Below are 18070 nucleotides of genomic sequence, written 5' to 3' on the forward strand. Positions count from 1 at the left end.
AATACGGAATTTTTCAAAAAAACTCCTAAATTTTTACGGATGATGGCAATTTGACGATAACCTCTGTGCCTTCCCCTTTTTTGCTCTGAAAATGAATCGAGCCGTTCATGGCTTCAATAATCCGGAAAGTAACCATGAGCCCGAGCCCTGTTCCCTTGGTTTTGTTGGAATAATAGGGTTCGCCCAGCCGGGCTAATTCACTGACCTTCATGCCTTCTCCGTTATCCCGCACACTGATCATAACATGCTCGCCTGATCTCCATGCGGCAATGGTAATCAGCCCATTCTCCTGCAAGGATTCAATCGCATTTTTGATCAGATTAATAAAAGCCTGCTTGAATTTGGATGTGCTGCCCAGCACTTGAAGACCGCTCTGCAGCTTAAGCTCTATCGTTCCGCCCTGCAGATTCGCCAGCGGCACCAGCATGCCGGAGACATGCTCCAGCTCCCGTGATACCTCAAAGTTATCCAGCGTATCCATCCCGGGTTTGGCAAAGGTCAGAAAGTCCGTAATGATTACCGAAGCTCTATCCAGCTCCTCCAGAGCCATGTGCAGGTACTCTTTCTCCTTCTCGGCAGAGCGTTCTCCAAGAATCTGCAGAAAACCGCGGGTAATCTGAAGCGGATTGCGAACCTCATGGGCTACCGAAGCGGCAAGCTCGCTGATAATCTCCATTTTCTCCGAATGCTGCAGATCATTATTGAACTTCTCCAGCTCCTGGGAATAATTCACAGCCCGTTCATAGTTGCTTGCAAACCTTCTTCCCAGAATGACGATCAGCGAAAGAATGAATACCACCACACCCCACTTCCAGCAAAAGAGATGATATCTCTCACTAGAGGCATAGTACAGGATCAGCTCGCTGAGCGACATTACCGCAAAAATAACGAAGCCAATCGAGAAAATAACCGCATCCCGGTTGCCTTTGAGGGCAGCATGAATAGCTACATACATCAGAAATAGAAACTGCAAAATCATCATTACGCCCAGAATGTCCACAGTTGTAAACCTGTACACACCGTCCAGCCGGAAAGACAGCAAAGCATTCAATATTAGAAATCCCAGACAGAATAGCGAAAAACCTAGCTGAAATTTACGCAGCCGGATGATCCAGCCGTGCTTGCCAGGTCCGAAAATTTGCTCAAAATAAAACGTAAAAGCCGGCAGCAGCGTAAATAGAGCCAAGTCGAAGCAGATTTCAATCAGCCGGCCCCCGTTGCCCATAATTAACGGCAGAAACGGCGAGTAGGTGATCAGCAGTATTCCGAAGGACAGGATCACCAGCACAAGCAAGAATCCGCCCTTGAAAAAATCCAGCCGAAGAAATAACAGGCATACCATGAGTGCCACTCCCATAAACAGAAGCGCTGCACCGATTACAATATCCACTAAATCCTCTTTTACGTAAAAAGCCAGCAGCTTGCCGTAGCTTCCCGCCGTGATGCTTCCCTCTACACCAAAACCCTTATCGCCCCCGCTGCTCCACAGGTAGAGCTGGGACTTCCCCTCTTTACCGGACAGCGGAATCAGCGCCTTGCTTCCATTATAATTAATGATCTCCCGGGAATCGTAGATAAGCTTGTTGTTCATATAAGCCTTGACGGTATTTCCGTATATTTTATTAATCAGCAGTGCTGAGTTCTCTTCCGCCTGTGGCAAAGAAAACCGCAGCCAGGCAGCCGTGACGCCTGCCGGAGGCAGCGGTCTGGCAGCCCCCGAAGCAACCTTGACCCATTCGTCATCGGGAATGCCCGCCGCTTCTCCGGGACTATGAATGTCTCCATAGTCCCATTTCAGCTCCCATTCCGGTAAAGGCTGACCTGTCTGTCCTCCCCATTGTATAGCGATACTTATAGGTACTATAGCAATCAGCAGCAGCAGCATGACAATTGCTGCCGCTGCCTTTGTTGATGGAAACTTCATTATGCACCTCAGTGAATCATTAGTTGGATTTATATAGTTCTTATGATACCTGTTTTCGACAACCTTCGCACCATCCCTGCCTGATCCTGCAAAAAAACATCGAAACAAGCAGAAACGTCTGCACCGTCCTTTTAAAGCGTCAACACCGTTTTCTTGGCCTGACGGTTAATGTGGCGGAATATTGAATATATTAAGGACAAGCCTGCTATTCATCATGCAAAGGGAGCTGACCGGCGATGGGAAATGAGTTTAATAAGACTGAAGCCGACTTTGAATATGAGCGTTACACAAAGATGGGCGGGGTCCATGAAACTCCTATTGATCTGGACGGAGTAGTGGATGATGCTGCCGATCCAGCCTTGGTAGGAGATAATATACTCGCCGCCGATATTGGCCTGAATGCGCCTGAACCTATGCCGGAGCTGCGGGCGGACCGCAATATAAGCATGACCTCTCCCCCTCCGCCCGGGCGGGATGAGCTGCTGGAATCCGATGCGCTCTTTGCCGCCGGTGCGGCGGGGCTGACCGGCAGCGCGCTTCGCTATGCTGAAGCGGAGGGGGCTGCGGCAGAGGCCGAAGAAGAGGAGCCTCCGCTGGAGGATATTCCCGATGCCGACGAGCTTCAGCCGGAAACCTCTGTCGATCCGGCTGCTCCGCCGGTGGATGTCATGCCGGGGATTGACATCCTGAACGGCTCAACCGGAGAGGAAGATTAGTTTTGTTATTTTTCGCATTGACTTTTCGGCGCTGCATCCTTAATATTGGGTGTAATTCAATACGGCGATGGAGTTCGCCATAACCGTCCCTTAGTGACTAATGACTCCTACCAGTGGGCATTTTGCTGGTAGGAGTCTGTTTTATTATGGGGAGATCATGATGTAATCGGGGGCTAAAAGAATGAAAGCTATGTATGCGCACTGGCAGAAATGGGTTGAAAGGAGAAGTGATCTGGCGCTTTGGAGCACCTTTATCAAATGGATTGTGCTGGGCAGCGTTGTGGGTATCCTGTCGGGAACGGCCTCGGCTTTCTTCCTAAAAAGTCTTGATGCCGTTACGGAGCTACGTATGAGTCATGCCTGGCTGCTGTTCCTGCTTCCGCTGGGCGGAGCATTGGTGAGTTATCTGTACATGCGTTACGGCAAAAACAGCTCCAAGGGAAACAACCTGATTCTTGAACAAATCCACGATGGCAATGAGACGATTCCGCTGCGGATGGCGCCGCTTGTGCTGTTCGGAACTCTGGTTACCCATTTATTCGGCGGCTCGGCGGGGCGGGAAGGAACGGCGGTGCAAATGGGCGGCAGTCTGGCCGAAGGTTTCGGCAAGCTGATCCGCATCAACCCGCTCGACCGTAAAATTCTGCTCATGTGCGGAATCAGCGGCGGCTTCGGCTCCATCTTCGGAACCCCTTTGGCCGGAACGATATTTGGCCTGGAGGTCATTGCGATTGGCCTGATCAGCCATAAAGCGCTGCTTCCCTGTTTTACAGCCAGCTTTGTCGGCGATATAGTCGCTACCCGTGTGTGGGGCGTGAAGCATATCCATTATCAGGTTGATGTTTTTCCTGCACTGGGAGTTGTTGTTCTGCTGAAGGTGATCCTTGCCTCCATATTATTTGGGCTTGCTAGCATCCTGTTCAGTGAGCTTACCCATTATCTGAAAAGAACCTTCACAGCACTTGTGAAAAATCCTATGCTCAAAAGTGCGCTCGGCGGCTGCATCATTATAGCCTTGGTCTATATTGTCGGCTCCAGAGATTACCTGGGCTTGGGCATCCCTTTGATCCAGGATTCCTTCACGACCGACGTTGCGCCCTTCGCCTTCTTATGGAAGCTCCTCTTCACCTCGTTCACTTTGGGAACCGGGTTTCAGGGAGGAGAAGTAACCCCCTTATTCGCTATAGGGGCTACTATGGGCAACAGTCTGGCCGGCATCCTTCATCTATATGCGCCATTTCTGGCTTCGCTTGGATTTATCGCCGTCTTCTGCGGTGCTACCAACACGCCTATCGCCTGCTTCATTATGGGCATTGAGCTGTTCGGCTCCGGCGGAGCGGTCTATATGTTCATTGCCTGCCTGGTCAGCTTCCTGTTCTCAGGGCATACAGGCATCTATACGTCTCAGCAGATCGGGATATCCAAGAGCCAGTGGATTCGTATCCCTGAAGGCACTACACTTGCTACCGTCAAGCAGCGGCGTAAAAGTAAACCGGAGGCGGACCGCTGAACGGCTCAGGAGCACTATTTCTCCAATATTGCCGTTTGTCCCGAGGCGTGTCCCGAGGTGTGGGCCGCTTCGACCTTCGCCTCCAATTTCCGGGTCTTCACAAGCACTGCTGCCATAAGCAGAATCGCCCCGTTAATGACGAACACCCAGCGAATCGGTAAGAACGCGCCGAGCATACCGCCAATGATCGGTCCGGCCATCGTTGCGAGCTGGGTAGCCGCCTGATTCAGACCAAATGCGCGCCCACGGAAGCCCGGATCAATCACTTGGACAATCATGGCATTTACCGCAGGCAGCACTCCGGCATAGAACAAGCCGTAAGCAAAACGCAGGATAGCAAATTCTACATAACCGGAGACAAAAAACTGCAGGATATTCCCGATGCCTCCACCCAGCAGGCCAATGAAAAGAACGATTCCAAAGCCTTTACGGCTGCCGATTCTCCCCCACTGCGGGGCCATAATAACCGTGGCTATCCCTACAGCGGAGAACACAATACCTGAACTAAGTGAAGCACTGTTCCGCGAAATCCCCATATCCAGCAAATAGATAGGCAGCAGTGGCTCCAGAATCATTACGGAAAAAGTAGCCAGGCCCGCAAGGAGCAGCAGCGTAATAAAGGCACGGTTACTCCTGGCCTCACGGATATCATCGCTGACATGCGATCTCGGGGCCGAGCGGTCATAATTCTCTTCCTTGGCGAAAAAGGTAGCAATCAGCGCCGACACCAGCACGATCCCCGCCGAGAACAGAAACGCGCTGCGGTTGCTGGAATAATAGCTGACTACACCGCCAATCAGCGGACCGAGGATGCTCCCCGTAGCCCCGGCTGTGGACATGATGCTGAGCGCATACCCTGTCTTGTCCTCTGGAGTGTTGGTAGCCACCATAGCGATAGCCGCCGGAACAAAACCTGCCAAAAGCCCCTGAAAAATACGTACAATAATAAAAACATACGGATCATGCACAAAGTAATTGATCAGATAGAGCGCCGCCAGGCTGAATCCCGAACGGATCAGCATGGGCTTGCGCCCGTATTTATCGGCAAGCGACCCCCAGTAAGGGGAAATCAGCGCACTGGCCAGAAAGGTGATTCCAAAGCTGACGCCTGACCAGATTTCCAGATGATTGGTAACTCCTAGCTGGTCACTTAAAAAAATTGAAAGGAACGGGATCGAGATAGAATACGCGGTACTGCAAAAAAACACGCCTATCCAAAGCACGATCAGGTTCCGCTTCCATGAAAAGCGCATACTGCACACTCCTGTCTGTTTATTCTTGGAAGTACCTACTCATTCTACTCCGCTTTAGGGAATGTGCCAATCCCGGGTGCCACTCTATATTTTGCAAGGGAGAGGATAAAGGTTGTATGATGATGGATGTGGACAACCGATATTCAAAGATTAAAGGAGCGATTGAGAACGTGAAGCGTACAAGAAAAACCCCGGTCATCCTTCTGGTAATGATGACACTCCTGCTGGTCATTGCCGCAGGCTGCGGCAACAAGCCGGCAAACAACAATGCGGCGGCAGGCAACGGCAGCAGCAACGCAGCGGGCAATACCGCAAATACCGCAGGCAGCGAAGCCAGTCCGGCCCCGCAGGAGAGCGCTGCAGCAGCTACTGAAGGTGTGCCTTCAGCAACAGCCAGCCATCCGGTTGTTACTATAGAAATGGACAACGGCGGCATTATCAAGGCCGAGCTGTACCCCGAGGTCGCTCCCAACACCGTGAACAACTTCATTTCCCTGATCCAAAAGGGCTTCTATGACGGAACGATTTTCCATCGTGTCATTCCCGGCTTCATGATTCAGGGCGGCGATCCCGACGGAACAGGCACAGGCGGACCAGGCTATAGCATCGCCGGTGAATTCACCGCGAACGGCTTCACCAACAACCTGCTGCATACCCAGGGTGTGCTGTCTATGGCCAGAACCCAGGAGATGAATTCCGCCGGCTCGCAGTTCTTCATTATGGCCGCCGATTCTCCTAGCCTGGACGGACAATATGCGGCATTCGGCAAGGTTACGGAAGGACAGGATGTCGTGGACGCCATCGTCAACCTGCCGCGCGACAGCTCGGACCGGCCAGATCAACCGCCGGTTATGAAAAAGGTTACGGTGGATACGCTTGGCGTTACTTACCCCGAACCGCAAAAGGTGCAGTAATCGTTAGATCATATTTCAAAATAGCCCGGCCCCTTCACCGCTGAAGCAAGTGAAGGGGCCGGGCTGTATGCAGCGTCAGCAGCGATGACCAAGCTGCTGACTTCTGCAGGGTTATCTTCTGCTCAAGACGTGGTGGCTGTCACGCAGGAAGGTGCTGCGGCTGTTCCGCAGCAGGGAAATCCGCTCCTGCGCAAGATGATCTGCCGCAGCGTAGGTTGGAATTCCGCTTGTACGGGAAATTTCCAGTACGCGGGTGATGCTGTCATAGATTTTGGCAATTTGCTTGAACGCCCGTTCCTTGTTATAGCCGTTCAGCTCATCGGCCACATTGATTACGCCGCCTGCATTGATAACATAGTCGGGAGCATATACAATCCCCATTTCATGCAGGGCATCGCCGTGGCGCGGCTCCTTGAGCTGATTGTTGGCCGAACCTGCGACAACCTTCGCCTGCAGGAGCGGCAGCGAGTTGTCATTGATCGTTGCGCCAAGTGCGCAAGGAGCATAGATATCGCTTTTGACAGAAATAATGTCCGCAGGATCAACCGCTTTGGCGCCGTAAGCCTCTACCGCCCGGTTCACCGCTTCCTTATTGATATCTGTTACGATAAGCTGCGCGCCTTCCTCATGAAGATATTTGCAGAGCGTGAAGGAGACATTACCCACACCTTGAACTGCAACAGTCTTACCTTCCAGCGAGTCGCTGCCAAAAGCCGCCTTAGCCGCCGCCTTCATGCCTTGATATACCCCGAAGGCCGTCGCTGGCGAAGGATTGCCCGAAGAGCCGTAAGTAGCCGAAATCCCGGTAACGTAATCCGTTTCCTGATGAATGATATCCATATCCGCTTCCGTGGTACCTACGTCCTCGGCTGTAATGTAGCGGCCGTTCAAACCCTGTATGTATCTGCCGAAGGCACGGAACATCGCCTCGTTTTTATCCTTTTTGGGGTCCCCGATGATTACTGTCTTGCCGCCGCCCAGGTTCAGCCCGGCAACGGCATTCTTGTAGGTCATACCTTTGGACAGCCGGAGCGCATCCACAACCGCATCTTCTTCTGATGCATACGTCCACATTCTTGTTCCACCTAGTGCGGGACCCAGTGTCGTGTCATGAATGGCGATAATAGCTTTTAACCCTGATGCCTTATCCTGACAAAACAACAGCTCTTCGTAATCGTCCCGCTCCATTGCTGCAAACAATTCCATTGGTCTCATTTCTCCTGTCTCTGCTATTCTTTGCGTTATGTTTCATAACAAAATTAGTACTTCCAGAGCGTATTGTCAATGCCATTTGTCCGCACCCGGTGGATTTTATTCTATATTCCGTTCGAAATCGACATCAACTTAACTCTTGATGTTATGCACATGTAAGACTTGAGCAAATCTTGTTAATCTACTCCCAGTACTCATCCGGCCGGTATTCAATTTCCGACTGTACCGCTATCGTCAGACATTCGGAAGAACTGTCGTAGTTCACCGGGTTGTCGCCGACATAATACCAGTGCTTGACCATCCGGCCGCCTGCCGGCTCCTCGAAACGAAAAACGTTCAGCTCAGCCTTGAGCGCAACTACTGCCGCCCCCTTATCTGCCGGTACGCCGCATAAGGTTATCAAAGTCAGACCGCCCTCATGATCAAAGGTATAGGTCAGGCCGTCCGTGCTGCTGAGGAGCATGCGCCCTGTTACGGCATGCTTAACCAGTACTCTCTCCTGTGCCATGATATCTTCCTCCTTGTACGTATGAATGGACTGTTACGGCAGATCAATCAGCATTACGAAGATGTCTTCGCCAGCGGCAAGATTCAGCTCGCTAATGTCTTCGATCCGTGCGGAATCCCCCCGATGCAGCAGCTTATCTCCGTTCAGCTTGAGCTGACCCTCTATTAAATGTATATAAATCCGCCGTCCCGGCTGCTGCCGATAATTCAGTTGTTCACCGGCTTGCAGGCGGCCAAGATAAATCGTCATATCCTGGGCAATATCAACAACCTCATCCGCAGGATTGGCAGAAACTACAGGCAGCAGTGCGCCATTAAGCTTCGCCGGATCAAACCGGCCTGTGGTATAGGAAGGTGAGGTGCCGCGGGTACGCGGCATGAACCATAGCTGCAGCAGACGCACCGGCTCGGTATCCGAAGGATTATGCTCAGTATGAATGACCCCTGTCCCTGCCGACATCCGCTGAATGCCGCCGAAGTCCGTCTCGGCCACATTCCCCAGGTTGTCTTCATGACGGAGCCTTCCGGACAATACGATGGAGACAATCTCCATATCGCTGTGCGGATGGGCGCCAAAACCTCTCCCCGGAGCGATAATATCATCATTGCAGACGCGCATCGGCCCAAAAGCCGTATTGCCGGGATCATAGTACTCACCAAACGAAAAGCTATGTGTCCCTTTCAGCCAGCCGTGGTCAAAATGATGGGCGGATTCCGCCGGATATACTTGAATCATGTGATCCCCTCCTAAATGTGGCTCGTGCAGGCATGTTCAGAGCATGGCGAAGCCGCCCGCTAACCATAGTTTAGCAGAAAGCGGCGAAAACCAAAAATATGCAGCCCGCCCGTTTCAGCAAAAAAAGCCGGCTGCATCCATCCCCTTGAGAATAGCGCCAGCCGGCTGCGTGAACTTATATAGAGTATTATCAGAGAGCGGGTACTGATTAAGCCTGGAATCCGTTCCAATGTACTACCGCTTCCAGCGGTAAACGTCCTGTAGGCCGTCCTTCAACTGCAGCCTTGCCCAGCGCGATCAGCATCACCGGCACATAACGCCCGGAAATCTGGAACAGCTCCTTGAGCCCGGCAGGGTCGAAACCGCCCATTGGCACTGTGTCATAACCTCTGGCTTTGGCTGCCAGCATCAGTTGCATGGATACCAGTCCACCGTCAACCAGAGCGATGTCCTCCAGCTTCTCCAGCGGCAAGCTGGAATAGCCTTCACGGCTCCGTTTGGCCATTGATGTCGCAACATCCTCAGGCATAAGCCCCGTAGCGCTGGCATGCCCATAGATCGTGTCTGCATTGCTGTAAGCTTCAGTATCGCCCAGCACAGCAATCACCGCCGATGCCTCTGTCACTTGCGCCTGATTGAACGCGATCGGCAGCAGCTTCTCCTTTACTTCCTGATCCGTAATAACAATGAACCGCCAAGGCTGAAGATTGGAGGAAGATGGCGCAAGTGTAGCTTCTGTAAGAAGCTCCTTGATCTCCTCATCGGAAATTTTCCAGGAGGGATCGTATTTCCGCACCGAACGCCGTTCCCGGATCACCTTGCTAAATTCCTGTTCCACTTTCAGTTCTGCTGCCATAATTTAATCCTCCTCTTCCCTATCCATTATTTGGTGTTTTTTAACTGTGACTTAACAAGCACAGTATAATTCATAAAAAAGCCCCGTGTCAACAGCCCGCTCTCCGTACGATATCAGCCAGGGTGTGCTTCTCCAGAACTCCCAGCACGCTTTGCTCCATCTCCTCCAAAATATCGCCGCAAGCGTCCTTCATTTGTGCACCGAACGGGTTCGTGCACATCGTATCGTTAACCGCATTACTGCGGGATTCGCCTACCTCCATCGCCCGGTAAATGTCCGCCAGTGTCAGCTCCTCCGGCGACCGGTTGAGCATATAGCCGCCATCCCGCCCTTCCCGGGTCACAAGGATCTGCTCGCGGGTCAGCTTGGCCAGAGCTTTTCTTAACACCGTCGGCTCCGAAGATAAATGCACGGCGATTTCACAACTGGAACAGGTATTGCCTTTTTGAGCCATGATCACAAGAGCCTGCAAGACCAGAGCAAACGATTTATATTGGAGAGTCCCGCTGTTTCGTGTTTTTGCCATGTTTCCCGCTCCTTCCAGCACGTATACATCATTAAGTATAGAGCGCAGAGCCTCTTTTGGCAAAATACATCTATATCGTAGATATTTGCATTTCAGAAACGATAAACCAGCTTTTGGATGTGCTGTCCTTGATATATACCTGGATTGAATAGTTCCCTTTTTCAGTAAAAGTATAGGTATATTCCGCCGACTTGAACCAAAAGCTATCCTTCTTCTCCTTAATTTGCTGATTATCGACCGTATCAATTTTGCCCAGGGGATTGGTGATCGTTATTTTCAGATCCGAAATTTCTGTTTTCAAATGATCTACCTGCACCAGAACCGAAAAAGTACTGCTGGCCGCGCTTCTCACCTTGCCGAAGATTTTCCCCTGGTCATCCAGCAAAACCATGTTTACATTCGGCTTATAGATGCGAACCTCTTTCCCGGACTCATCCCAGGACAATACCGCGTGCAGGTTCTCCGGCAACTGTTCAATGGAGAGGTACGCGTCCCCTTCCGACAGCAGACCTGAATGCTTCTGCAGCACATTGTTCACATAAACCGCAATGTCCGATTTACCCGCTGCGGCGTACAGCAAGGTCCCTCCTGTAATCATCATCAGGATCACCGTCGAAAAGATCAGCTTTTTCAAGTTCCGCATCCGTTCTCCCCCTCATGATTGGCCATGCTGATTATACCTTCGAAATGGAAATAAGTTGCTCTTATACACAAAAAAACGGCTGTGCACCTCCCGTTAAAGGACGGCGCACAGCCGGTAGTTATTGGCATCTATATAGCTTTTCAAAATGGAATAACTGTCATGCTCCGGGGCTGCTTTTACAGCTTGGCGATGGTTTCAGTCAGCACCGGCACGATTTGCGATTTGCGGGAGACGACGCCCTTCAGAAGCGCTTTGTTATCGTTCAGCTTCACGTTATAAGCCTGCTCTACTGCACCTGCCACACGGCCCAGGGCCAGTCCGACGGAATCATTGTTCAGGATATCCGTCACCACGAACAGGAACAGATCGAGACCCTTGTCATTAATGATAGCGGTAAGGGCTGTTTCCAGCTCAGCTTGCTTGGAGAGCACATCATTCACATCTACGGCGTTAACCTGGGCAATCTCCACTTTGTGTTCACCCATTTTGAATTCCTTGGCATCCAGGGAGATCAATTGGGCAATAGTTTTATCGCTAAGATCGGCCCCTGCCTTGAGCATGGCAAGACCGTAGCTGTCAGCATCCACACCGGCGATTGCCGCCAGCTCGCGTGCAGCCGCTACATCCTGCTCGGTGCAGGTCGGGGATTTGAACAACAGGGAGTCGGAAATGATTGCGGACAGCATCAGGCCGGCGATTTCCTTTGGAATGGCAACTCCGTTTTCTTTGTACAGCTTGTTGAGGATAGTAGCTGTGCAGCCAACCGGTTCAGCACGGTAGTACAGCGGATGAGCCGTTTCAAAATTGGCGATCCGGTGGTGGTCGATAACCTCGACAACACGAACCTGATCAATATCATTCGCGCTTTGCTGGCGTTCATTATGGTCAACCAGAATCACCTGCCCAGCTTCACCTGCCACATTCTCAACCAAGCGTGGCGCCTGCACCCCAAAGTAATCCAGCGCATATTTGGTTTCGCCGCTGACTTCTCCCAGTCGGACCGGCTCGGCATCCCAGCCCAGTTCCTTCTTGAGTGCCGCATAAGCGATTGCCGAGCAGATGGTATCCGTATCCGGATTTTTGTGTCCAAAGATCAAAGTTTTTTCCATTTCCAATCTCCTTACTTTGTTTTTTGTGAGAATAATATACCATACATTGATAGGAGCCCGCCAGATTGGGGGGACGGAACCTGAGTTTCATCCTCATCTTTCATGAACCAAAATAAAGCTATATTCCCCGCTTTGTCTTGGGCAGCGGCTCAGGCTTCTCTCCTCCGTCCAGCGGCTCATTGTCCGAGAACAAATCAGGATCAGCGGTCAGCATCCGGCTTAGAATCTCTGTCGTTTCCACTGTCCCGCAGAGCATGACAGCCGCATCCCCGAAGCTGCCCTTGCGCAAAGCACCGCCCTCCTCAAGCACCTTCTCAACCTTCCAGAAATGCTGCGACCAGGAGAGCCCGCAGTGTCTGCGCGAAGGGACAAGCAACTCCTTCGCTCCGGGCGTTACGGTGTAGAGCTGTTCATGGTCATTCGTCATTCTGCCGGGAATGTCCAGCCATTCCTCAATCCCGTGAATGAATGTGTTCCGGCGCAAATCTACCCCGAGCAGCATAATATCCGCCCTGCGGTCCAGCAGCTTGCCATATACCGATCCCCGGGCACAGGGCGTATCCCACCGCTCATCGCCGGAAGTGAACTCCGCCGCATCTTCACCCAGCGCAGCCACGGAATGGGTTGGATGCCAGGAGCGGATTACACCCGGGCGCTTCCGGAACAATTCCGGTAGAATCCCGACACAGGAAGGCGACTCCAGCACCGAGAACCGCGGATTGTCTGCGTTGATATACGACCAGGTATGCGTAGGCAGAACAAGCAGCCCCTCCTTCATATACTCGGACAGAACATCCAGCACCGTATCCGCGCCTCCCTGAACTTCACCGATGCTTTTTAACGACGAATGGACAAGCAGTGTTCCCTGCGGATCAATCCCCAGAACTTTGAGCTGCTCCATTAAGCTTGCTGATGTATGTATCATATCGCTCTCCTTTGTGGAAAATGAAGTTCATACTTGCAAATTTCAAGGTTTACTATTAAAATGTAAGTAACTTAAAATTATTCATTTAAATAACCATTTTATTATACACACACTATTAGGAGGGACTACCATGAGTTTAACATTAAAAGGACTTCACCATGTATCCGCCTTAACGGCCAAAGCCCCGGAAAATTTCAAATTCTATACCCAGGTGCTCGGACTCCGGCTGATTAAAAAGACTGTGAACCAGGATGATGTCTCCGTCTATCATCTGTTCTATGGCGACGAAGTGGGCAACCCCGGAACTGAGGTTACCTTCTTCGAGATTCCGAACGCAGGGCGCAACCGTGACGGCAATAACAGCATTTCCGCGCTGTCGCTGCGGGTGCCGGATGACAAGGCGCTGGACTACTGGGCAAACCGATTTACGGAATTCCAGGTGGAGCATGACGAGATTACAGATCGCGGCGGACGTAAGACCTTAGCCTTCCGGGACCATGAGGGCCAACGGCTGATTCTTGTCTCCGACGAGCATAATCAGGGGGTCGCCGGCGGCAAGCCGTGGGACAAAAGCCCGGTTCCGGCGGAATACGGCATTGTCGGACTTGGGCCGGTTCATTTAACCGTTGAGACGGCAGAGCATACCGTACAGGTGCTTGTGGATCTGCTCGGCTTCCGCCGCAAAGGCAGCTATCCGTCTCCGGTTGCCGGACAGCCGGATGTAATAGTATTCGAAACCGGCGAAGGCGGCTCCGGCACGGAGATTCACCTGGAGGAACGGAAGGATCTGCCGCAGGAGCGGCTTGGACGCGGCGGTGTGCATCATGTGGCCTTCCGTGTCGATAACGAAGAAGAGCTGAAGCTGTGGATCGAGCAAATCCGCAGCGCCGGGCGGCCCAACTCGGGTTTCGTTGACCGCTTCTACTTCCGTTCACTGTATTTCCGTGAACCGAACGGAATCCTGTTCGAGCTAGCGACGGACGGTCCCGGCTTTGCCACTGATGAGCATACCGATCATCTCGGCGAATCCCTCGCCCTGCCGCCTTTCCTCGAAGCAAAACGCGAGCAGATCGAGGCTCATCTGAAGCCGCTGGATACACGCCAGCAGGCTTGAGCTTAACGATTTCCGGCCGTATTGGCAAGAATAAGTTTAGAGAACCCCTTCATGCCGAAACTCAAAAAGGCCACATAGTATCATGTGGCCAGGGAGAGCGTGAAGGGGATTTTTGCCGGATCGGGGGGACTTAACGTGTTGTATAACTCTCTCCTGACCTTTCCCTGAACTCTCTGAGCAATTCGTAGCAATCTATGCTCTGAATCTCCTTCGGATGATTAGGACTTTCCGAGCAGAGTGTGACCTTATAGTCAGAGGAAAGATGGAATGGCTTGAAGTAGCACTCTACCTGGGCTACCGGAGAGTCTCCCTGTTCAACAAGCTCTATACGTCCGCCGGAAATTTGCAGGGAAAAAGAATTGAGCGGCATGGACAATCCGGTCCCTCTGAATTTGATATAGCTCTCCTTGGCGGTCCACAATTGATAGAAATGATCCAAGCGCCTGTCTTCTGGCATCCTCTCAATCTCTTGACTCTCCCCGGGGGCGAAAAAGCGGCTGGCAATGGACAAATCTATAGGCTTAATCTCTTCTACATCAATACCTAATGGCTTCTGGTCGATAGCACACAGCACGTAGTCCCCCGCATGGGTGAGATTGAACTGGCATCCTGGCAAATCAGCAAGATAAGGCTTCCCGTATTGGTTAACGGCGAATCGGAGAGAGCGGTTGTCCATGTTATGCTCCTTGATAAGCAGTGTGCGAATCAGAGCTTCAGCAAGTACGCTTCGGATACGGTCCTCTTCTCTCCGGTACCGAAGTGTCCTCTCTCTCCGTTCTTCCGACAAAAGATCCAGCACTTCCTGAACATTCACAGTGGAGGCTTCGGGAATTTTGACGCTGAAAATCCGGACCATTTTCTCAACTCCGCCCTAGTAGGGCAATTGCCAGAAGCTCAGACAGCGCCCGAATCTCATAGGTCGGCCGGATGCCCGGATCGCCCGTTTTTCCCAGCGGATTGAACCAGCAGGTGTCGATACCGTAATTGATTCCGCCCTGGATATCGGAGGTCAGCGAATCGCCTACGATCAGCACTTTGCTTTTATCGGAAAGCCCTAATTTGGCAAAAGCATAATCAAAAATTCCCGTCTCCGGCTTCTGACAGCCCGCCTCCTCGGAAATAATGATCTGCTCAAAAACACCGCTCAGCGGCGAGCCCTGGATTCTGGACCGCTGCACATCCTTGATTCCATTGGTGATGATAGCCAGCCTGCAGCCGGACAGCTCTCCGCACAGCTCCACAGCCCCTTCAATCAGGAACGTCCCTTCGCCCAAAAAACGCAAGTAAGCTTCGCTGAATGCTTCAGGACTCAGCTCAAGCTTGTGTGCGGCAAACAGCCGGTTGAACCGTTCAACCCGCAGTACAGCCGAGGAAATCCGCCCTTGCTCCAGATCCTTCCACAGCGCCCGGTTGATTTCCTGATAGCTGGCCGCATACTCCTCCGCGCCTGTCGGCAGTCCAAAATGAGCAAACGCATTGTACAGCGCTCTGCTCTCCGCCATCCCATAATCAAACAGCGTATCATCAGCATCAAACAAAATGACCTCATATTTCATTCTCCAAAATCCCCCTCAAGTTTCATGTCTCGTCGACAAGAGCTTACTTTCTGCGATATAATTCAGACAGGCTTATTAAAAATAACTTACGGCGGTGATTGTCATTTTTTACGTTCTAGCGTTTCTGGTCTCCTTCTCGATCGTCTACTTGCTGATTCCTCCGCTTGGCAGGCTCGCTTTCCGGCTCGATTTTGTGGACAAGCCCAGGCAGGATGTGGAACGCAAAATACACAGGGAGCCCATTCCGCTGACAGCCAGTTATGCTATATTCATCGGATTTTTCATCACTTATCTGCTGTTTACCCATGAATTTTCGCTGGAGACTCTCGCCCTCTTCATTGGCGGCGTGCTCCTGCTAACCATAGGCACCATTGATGACTGGTACAAAACCAAAGGCAAGGACTTTCCGGCGCTGCCGAAGTTTATCGTTCAGATCGCTGCGGCGATTCTGGTCTTTCTGTCCGGCAATGCCTTCACCGGGTTCATTAATCCTTTCTCCGGCGATTATATCTCGCTGCCGGTGATCCTGCAATTTGTGCTTACAATCCTTTGGATTTTCGGCGTAACCACAGTGATCAATTTCTCTGACGGTATGGACGGCTTGGCCGGCGGGCTGACGGCAATTTCTGCAATGACGCTGTTCGTCGTCGCTTTGGCCAAAGGACAATCCATCTCTGCCATGATGGCTATAACGCTAGTGGGCGTCACCATTGCCTATCTGCGCTACAACAAAGCTCCGGCCAAAATCTTCATGGGCGATGCCGGCGCCACCTTTCTTGGCTATATTCTCGCCGTGATCGCGCTGGATGGTGCTTTCAAGCAGGCGACAGTGCTGTCGCTATTCATCCCGATTCTGGCGCTCGGCCTGCCGATCTTCGACAATCTGTTTGTCATCACCAAACGTTTCCTTCAAGGCAAATCCATTTATCAGGCTGACGCGACCCAGGTGCACTACCGCCTGCTCAAAGCCGGTCTGAACCAGAAGCAGGTCGTTGCTGTCCTCTATCTTATCAGCATCTGCCTGTCGCTGTCCTCGATTATTCTGCTGCTGATCGAGATCTGACGCGAAGCGTGGCAGCTGACAACTTCGGCAGTGCAAAAAACACCCTTCTTTCAAGGGTGTTTTTTGCTGCGTCTGAGCCTGTGGTGAGAGCAGCGTTGCTCATAACATTCCGGCTGCACACTTATGCTCCAAACTGTAACTGTATTTCGTACAACTAAACTGCGCCGTTTGGAGGTCAATACAGCTTTAATTGTAGTCTGTACAATTAAATAGTTGTCATCTCAGGAAAAATGGACTTTCCGTCATTTTTAATTGTACCGAATACATTTATCTCTAAAAAAACGGCATAACGCAACCTTTTAACTGCAGCAAATACAATTATCCAGTCACAGCGCATGTTCGCAAGGTTCGCGGAAGCACGTTCGTCAGCGGCTTTCCTGAATGTATTCGTAGAGCCTGCGGTAAATGCCTACTATCTCCGGCAGCGGCATGCGAACCAGACCGCTGGATGAGGGAGCTACGAACTCGCGCACACCGTCCACAACGGGGGGCTGTTCGTCCTGAAAGCCCCAGTCCGCCTTGGCTCTGCGGCTGAATTCCGTGTAGACTCCCTTGCCAACAAAGCAGGCGATCTCCGGACGGTAGCGGGCCAGCTTGCCGCGAAGAAGCTCCCGCCCCTCGGCGTATTCCTCCCGCGTGATGTCCTCTGCCCCGCGTGTCGGGCGGGCAACGATATTCGTGAAGCCCAGCCCAAGCCGGAGCAGCTCCCCATCCTCCGAAGCATCATAGAGGCGCGGCGTCAGACCGGAGCGTTCCAGAATGCGCCAGAAGTTATTACGCGGATTCGCATAGTGATGCCCCAGCTCCCCGGAGCGGAGGCTGGGGTTGAAGCCGATGAAGACAATCTGCAGGCCGTGGTCCAGATGATCCGGCACTTCATTCATGGGGAATTCCTCCTAATGGGACAGTTCTGATCTACGGCTCCTCCCGCCGTGCAATACAAGCAGGCGGAATCGGCTCCGCCAGCCACACTTCATTACCCGCATAATAGAAGGTTACGCCGTGCTGAGCAGCTTTAACCGTATCGACCGTCAGCAGAACCAGCTTGCCTCTACGGCTTCCGGCCAAGCTGGCGAAATGAAGCCCTTCCGATAAATGCACATATTGCCGTCCCATTGGCTGAAGCCCCTCCTTCAGAATGGCGGGCAGCGCATTTTGATGAGTTCCATGATACAGTACAAGCGGCGGTGTCCCCGGCTCATATTCAAGCTTGGCATGACTGTGCCCATACCGTGCTTTAATGCGTTCTCCTTCGATTGCGAAGCGCTGCTTCTCACAATTGGCAACAACCTGACGGATGTCCACCTCATTGATCCCTGACCATCTTGGAGTCTTGCTGATAACACCCAGCAGATCCTCCAGCAGACAAGAGCCGTCCTCAGGGTCCAGGATCAAGCCGTATGCCTCCGGGGTATGCCGGAGCAGCATGGTCATAAATTTGCTGAGTGAAACCTCAGCAGCTTGATTCAACATTTTTTACACCTCAATTACTTTTTGCATTACCTA

General features: G+C 52.0%; 19 protein-coding genes and 1 riboswitch. Of the genes, 5 read left to right on the plus strand and 14 right to left on the minus strand.

The genetic code is table 11. The annotated features are described in order from the left end of the window. Positions 1 to 25 precede the first annotated feature (25 nt). Positions 26 to 1924 carry an ATP-binding protein gene (locus ACX1DY_RS21155; RefSeq protein ID WP_458966178.1) on the minus strand — a complete coding sequence of 633 codons (1899 nt, stop codon included), beginning with the start codon at positions 1922 to 1924 and terminating at the stop codon, positions 26 to 28. 236 nt (positions 1925 to 2160) lie between these two features. On the opposite strand from ACX1DY_RS21155, the gene ACX1DY_RS21160 reads away from it, so the two are divergent. Both ACX1DY_RS21160 and ACX1DY_RS21165 read left to right on the plus strand, forming a co-directional pair. Next, a complete protein-coding gene (locus tag ACX1DY_RS21160; protein ID WP_458966179.1) occupies positions 2161 to 2640 on the plus strand; it encodes a hypothetical protein in 480 nt (159 codons plus the stop codon). Positions 2641 to 2694: 54 nt separating this feature from the next. Further along, a riboswitch (Fluoride riboswitch) is annotated at positions 2695 to 2757 on the plus strand. A 73-nt stretch (positions 2758 to 2830) separates the two neighbouring features. Continuing rightward, entirely contained in the window at positions 2831 to 4150 is a 1320-nt protein-coding gene (locus ACX1DY_RS21165) for a voltage-gated chloride channel family protein (RefSeq protein WP_458966248.1), read from the plus strand. 14 nt (positions 4151 to 4164) lie between these two features. Here ACX1DY_RS21165 and ACX1DY_RS21170 read toward each other — a convergent pair whose 3' ends face one another. After that, positions 4165 to 5403, minus strand: a complete 1239-nt coding sequence (locus tag ACX1DY_RS21170; RefSeq protein WP_458966180.1) for an MFS transporter — start codon at positions 5401 to 5403, stop codon at positions 4165 to 4167. Positions 5404 to 5525: 122 nt separating this feature from the next. Between ACX1DY_RS21170 and ACX1DY_RS21175 the strand changes: the two genes are divergently transcribed. After that, positions 5526 to 6317, plus strand: coding sequence for a peptidylprolyl isomerase (locus ACX1DY_RS21175; RefSeq protein WP_458966249.1), 792 nt, complete (start codon positions 5526 to 5528; stop codon positions 6315 to 6317). 111 nt (positions 6318 to 6428) lie between these two features. On the opposite strand, the gene ACX1DY_RS21180 is transcribed toward ACX1DY_RS21175, so the two are convergent. The 8 genes from ACX1DY_RS21180 to ACX1DY_RS21215 all read right to left on the minus strand — a co-directional run bounded on the left by ACX1DY_RS21180 (position 6429) and on the right by ACX1DY_RS21215 (position 12831). Next, on the minus strand, positions 6429 to 7523 hold the full coding sequence (locus tag ACX1DY_RS21180; RefSeq protein ID WP_458966181.1) for a Leu/Phe/Val dehydrogenase: 1095 nt from the start codon (positions 7521 to 7523) through the stop codon (positions 6429 to 6431). Positions 7524 to 7710: 187 nt separating this feature from the next. Continuing rightward, complete coding sequence (locus ACX1DY_RS21185) at positions 7711 to 8037, minus strand: hypothetical protein (RefSeq protein ID WP_458966182.1); 327 nt, start codon at positions 8035 to 8037, stop codon at positions 7711 to 7713. Positions 8038 to 8070: 33 nt separating this feature from the next. Continuing rightward, the gene (locus ACX1DY_RS21190) at positions 8071 to 8772 is read right to left on the minus strand and encodes a pirin family protein (RefSeq protein ID WP_458966183.1); all 702 of its coding nucleotides are present in this window, start codon (positions 8770 to 8772) and stop codon (positions 8071 to 8073) included. A gap of 208 nt (positions 8773 to 8980) precedes the next feature. Further along, complete coding sequence (locus ACX1DY_RS21195) at positions 8981 to 9628, minus strand: nitroreductase family protein (protein WP_458966184.1); 648 nt, start codon at positions 9626 to 9628, stop codon at positions 8981 to 8983. 88 nt (positions 9629 to 9716) lie between these two features. Continuing rightward, positions 9717 to 10154 carry an RrF2 family transcriptional regulator gene (locus tag ACX1DY_RS21200; protein WP_458966185.1) on the minus strand — a complete coding sequence of 146 codons (438 nt, stop codon included), beginning with the start codon at positions 10152 to 10154 and terminating at the stop codon, positions 9717 to 9719. Positions 10155 to 10224: 70 nt separating this feature from the next. Next, the gene (locus tag ACX1DY_RS21205) at positions 10225 to 10797 is read right to left on the minus strand and encodes a hypothetical protein (RefSeq protein WP_458966186.1); all 573 of its coding nucleotides are present in this window, start codon (positions 10795 to 10797) and stop codon (positions 10225 to 10227) included. Positions 10798 to 10973: 176 nt separating this feature from the next. After that, positions 10974 to 11906: a manganese-dependent inorganic pyrophosphatase gene (locus ACX1DY_RS21210; protein ID WP_458966187.1), complete on the minus strand. Its 933-nt coding sequence runs from the start codon at positions 11904 to 11906 to the stop codon at positions 10974 to 10976. 118 nt (positions 11907 to 12024) lie between these two features. Beyond that, positions 12025 to 12831: an AAC(3) family N-acetyltransferase gene (locus ACX1DY_RS21215; protein WP_458966188.1), complete on the minus strand. Its 807-nt coding sequence runs from the start codon at positions 12829 to 12831 to the stop codon at positions 12025 to 12027. Positions 12832 to 12961: 130 nt separating this feature from the next. Between ACX1DY_RS21215 and ACX1DY_RS21220 the strand changes: the two genes are divergently transcribed. Next, complete coding sequence (locus tag ACX1DY_RS21220) at positions 12962 to 13945, plus strand: ring-cleaving dioxygenase (protein ID WP_458966189.1); 984 nt, start codon at positions 12962 to 12964, stop codon at positions 13943 to 13945. A gap of 130 nt (positions 13946 to 14075) precedes the next feature. On the opposite strand, the gene ACX1DY_RS21225 is transcribed toward ACX1DY_RS21220, so the two are convergent. Both ACX1DY_RS21225 and ACX1DY_RS21230 read right to left on the minus strand, forming a co-directional pair. Then, the gene (locus tag ACX1DY_RS21225; RefSeq protein ID WP_458966190.1) at positions 14076 to 14801 is read right to left on the minus strand and encodes a 4'-phosphopantetheinyl transferase family protein; all 726 of its coding nucleotides are present in this window, start codon (positions 14799 to 14801) and stop codon (positions 14076 to 14078) included. Between the two features lie 4 nt (positions 14802 to 14805). Then, positions 14806 to 15501, minus strand: a complete 696-nt coding sequence (locus ACX1DY_RS21230; RefSeq protein ID WP_458966191.1) for a YjjG family noncanonical pyrimidine nucleotidase — start codon at positions 15499 to 15501, stop codon at positions 14806 to 14808. A 103-nt stretch (positions 15502 to 15604) separates the two neighbouring features. Here ACX1DY_RS21230 and ACX1DY_RS21235 point away from each other — a divergent pair, with 103 nt between their 5' ends. After that, entirely contained in the window at positions 15605 to 16564 is a 960-nt protein-coding gene (locus tag ACX1DY_RS21235; RefSeq protein ID WP_458966250.1) for an MraY family glycosyltransferase, read from the plus strand. A 365-nt stretch (positions 16565 to 16929) separates the two neighbouring features. On the opposite strand, the gene ACX1DY_RS21240 is transcribed toward ACX1DY_RS21235, so the two are convergent. Beyond that, complete coding sequence (locus ACX1DY_RS21240; RefSeq protein WP_458966192.1) at positions 16930 to 17448, minus strand: mismatch-specific DNA-glycosylase; 519 nt, start codon at positions 17446 to 17448, stop codon at positions 16930 to 16932. A 31-nt stretch (positions 17449 to 17479) separates the two neighbouring features. After that, complete coding sequence (locus tag ACX1DY_RS21245) at positions 17480 to 18037, minus strand: RNA 2'-phosphotransferase (RefSeq protein WP_458966193.1); 558 nt, start codon at positions 18035 to 18037, stop codon at positions 17480 to 17482. Between the last annotated feature and the right edge of the window lie 33 nt (positions 18038 to 18070).

It is taken from the genome of Paenibacillus sp. BAC0078 (assembly GCF_054483875.1).

Coding starts and splice junctions, on each gene's coding strand:
- ACX1DY_RS21240 (WP_458966192.1), bottom strand. CDS start 17,448: ATGAATGAAGTGCCGGATCATCTGGACCACGGCCTGCAGATTGTCTTC.
- ACX1DY_RS21180 (WP_458966181.1), bottom strand. CDS start 7,523: ATGGAATTGTTTGCAGCAATGGAGCGGGACGATTACGAAGAGCTGTTG.
- ACX1DY_RS21160 (WP_458966179.1), top strand. CDS start 2,161: ATGGGAAATGAGTTTAATAAGACTGAAGCCGACTTTGAATATGAGCGT.
- ACX1DY_RS21230 (WP_458966191.1), bottom strand. CDS start 15,501: ATGAAATATGAGGTCATTTTGTTTGATGCTGATGATACGCTGTTTGAT.
- ACX1DY_RS21170 (WP_458966180.1), bottom strand. CDS start 5,403: ATGCGCTTTTCATGGAAGCGGAACCTGATCGTGCTTTGGATAGGCGTG.
- ACX1DY_RS21245 (WP_458966193.1), bottom strand. CDS start 18,037: ATGTTGAATCAAGCTGCTGAGGTTTCACTCAGCAAATTTATGACCATG.
- ACX1DY_RS21165 (WP_458966248.1), top strand. CDS start 2,831: ATGTATGCGCACTGGCAGAAATGGGTTGAAAGGAGAAGTGATCTGGCG.
- ACX1DY_RS21195 (WP_458966184.1), bottom strand. CDS start 9,628: ATGGCAGCAGAACTGAAAGTGGAACAGGAATTTAGCAAGGTGATCCGG.
- ACX1DY_RS21190 (WP_458966183.1), bottom strand. CDS start 8,772: ATGATTCAAGTATATCCGGCGGAATCCGCCCATCATTTTGACCACGGC.
- ACX1DY_RS21220 (WP_458966189.1), top strand. CDS start 12,962: ATGAGTTTAACATTAAAAGGACTTCACCATGTATCCGCCTTAACGGCC.
- ACX1DY_RS21215 (WP_458966188.1), bottom strand. CDS start 12,831: ATGATACATACATCAGCAAGCTTAATGGAGCAGCTCAAAGTTCTGGGG.
- ACX1DY_RS21155 (WP_458966178.1), bottom strand. CDS start 1,924: ATGAAGTTTCCATCAACAAAGGCAGCGGCAGCAATTGTCATGCTGCTG.
- ACX1DY_RS21210 (WP_458966187.1), bottom strand. CDS start 11,906: ATGGAAAAAACTTTGATCTTTGGACACAAAAATCCGGATACGGATACC.
- ACX1DY_RS21200 (WP_458966185.1), bottom strand. CDS start 10,154: ATGGCAAAAACACGAAACAGCGGGACTCTCCAATATAAATCGTTTGCT.
- ACX1DY_RS21175 (WP_458966249.1), top strand. CDS start 5,526: ATGGATGTGGACAACCGATATTCAAAGATTAAAGGAGCGATTGAGAAC.
- ACX1DY_RS21225 (WP_458966190.1), bottom strand. CDS start 14,801: ATGGTCCGGATTTTCAGCGTCAAAATTCCCGAAGCCTCCACTGTGAAT.
- ACX1DY_RS21185 (WP_458966182.1), bottom strand. CDS start 8,037: ATGGCACAGGAGAGAGTACTGGTTAAGCATGCCGTAACAGGGCGCATG.
- ACX1DY_RS21205 (WP_458966186.1), bottom strand. CDS start 10,797: ATGCGGAACTTGAAAAAGCTGATCTTTTCGACGGTGATCCTGATGATG.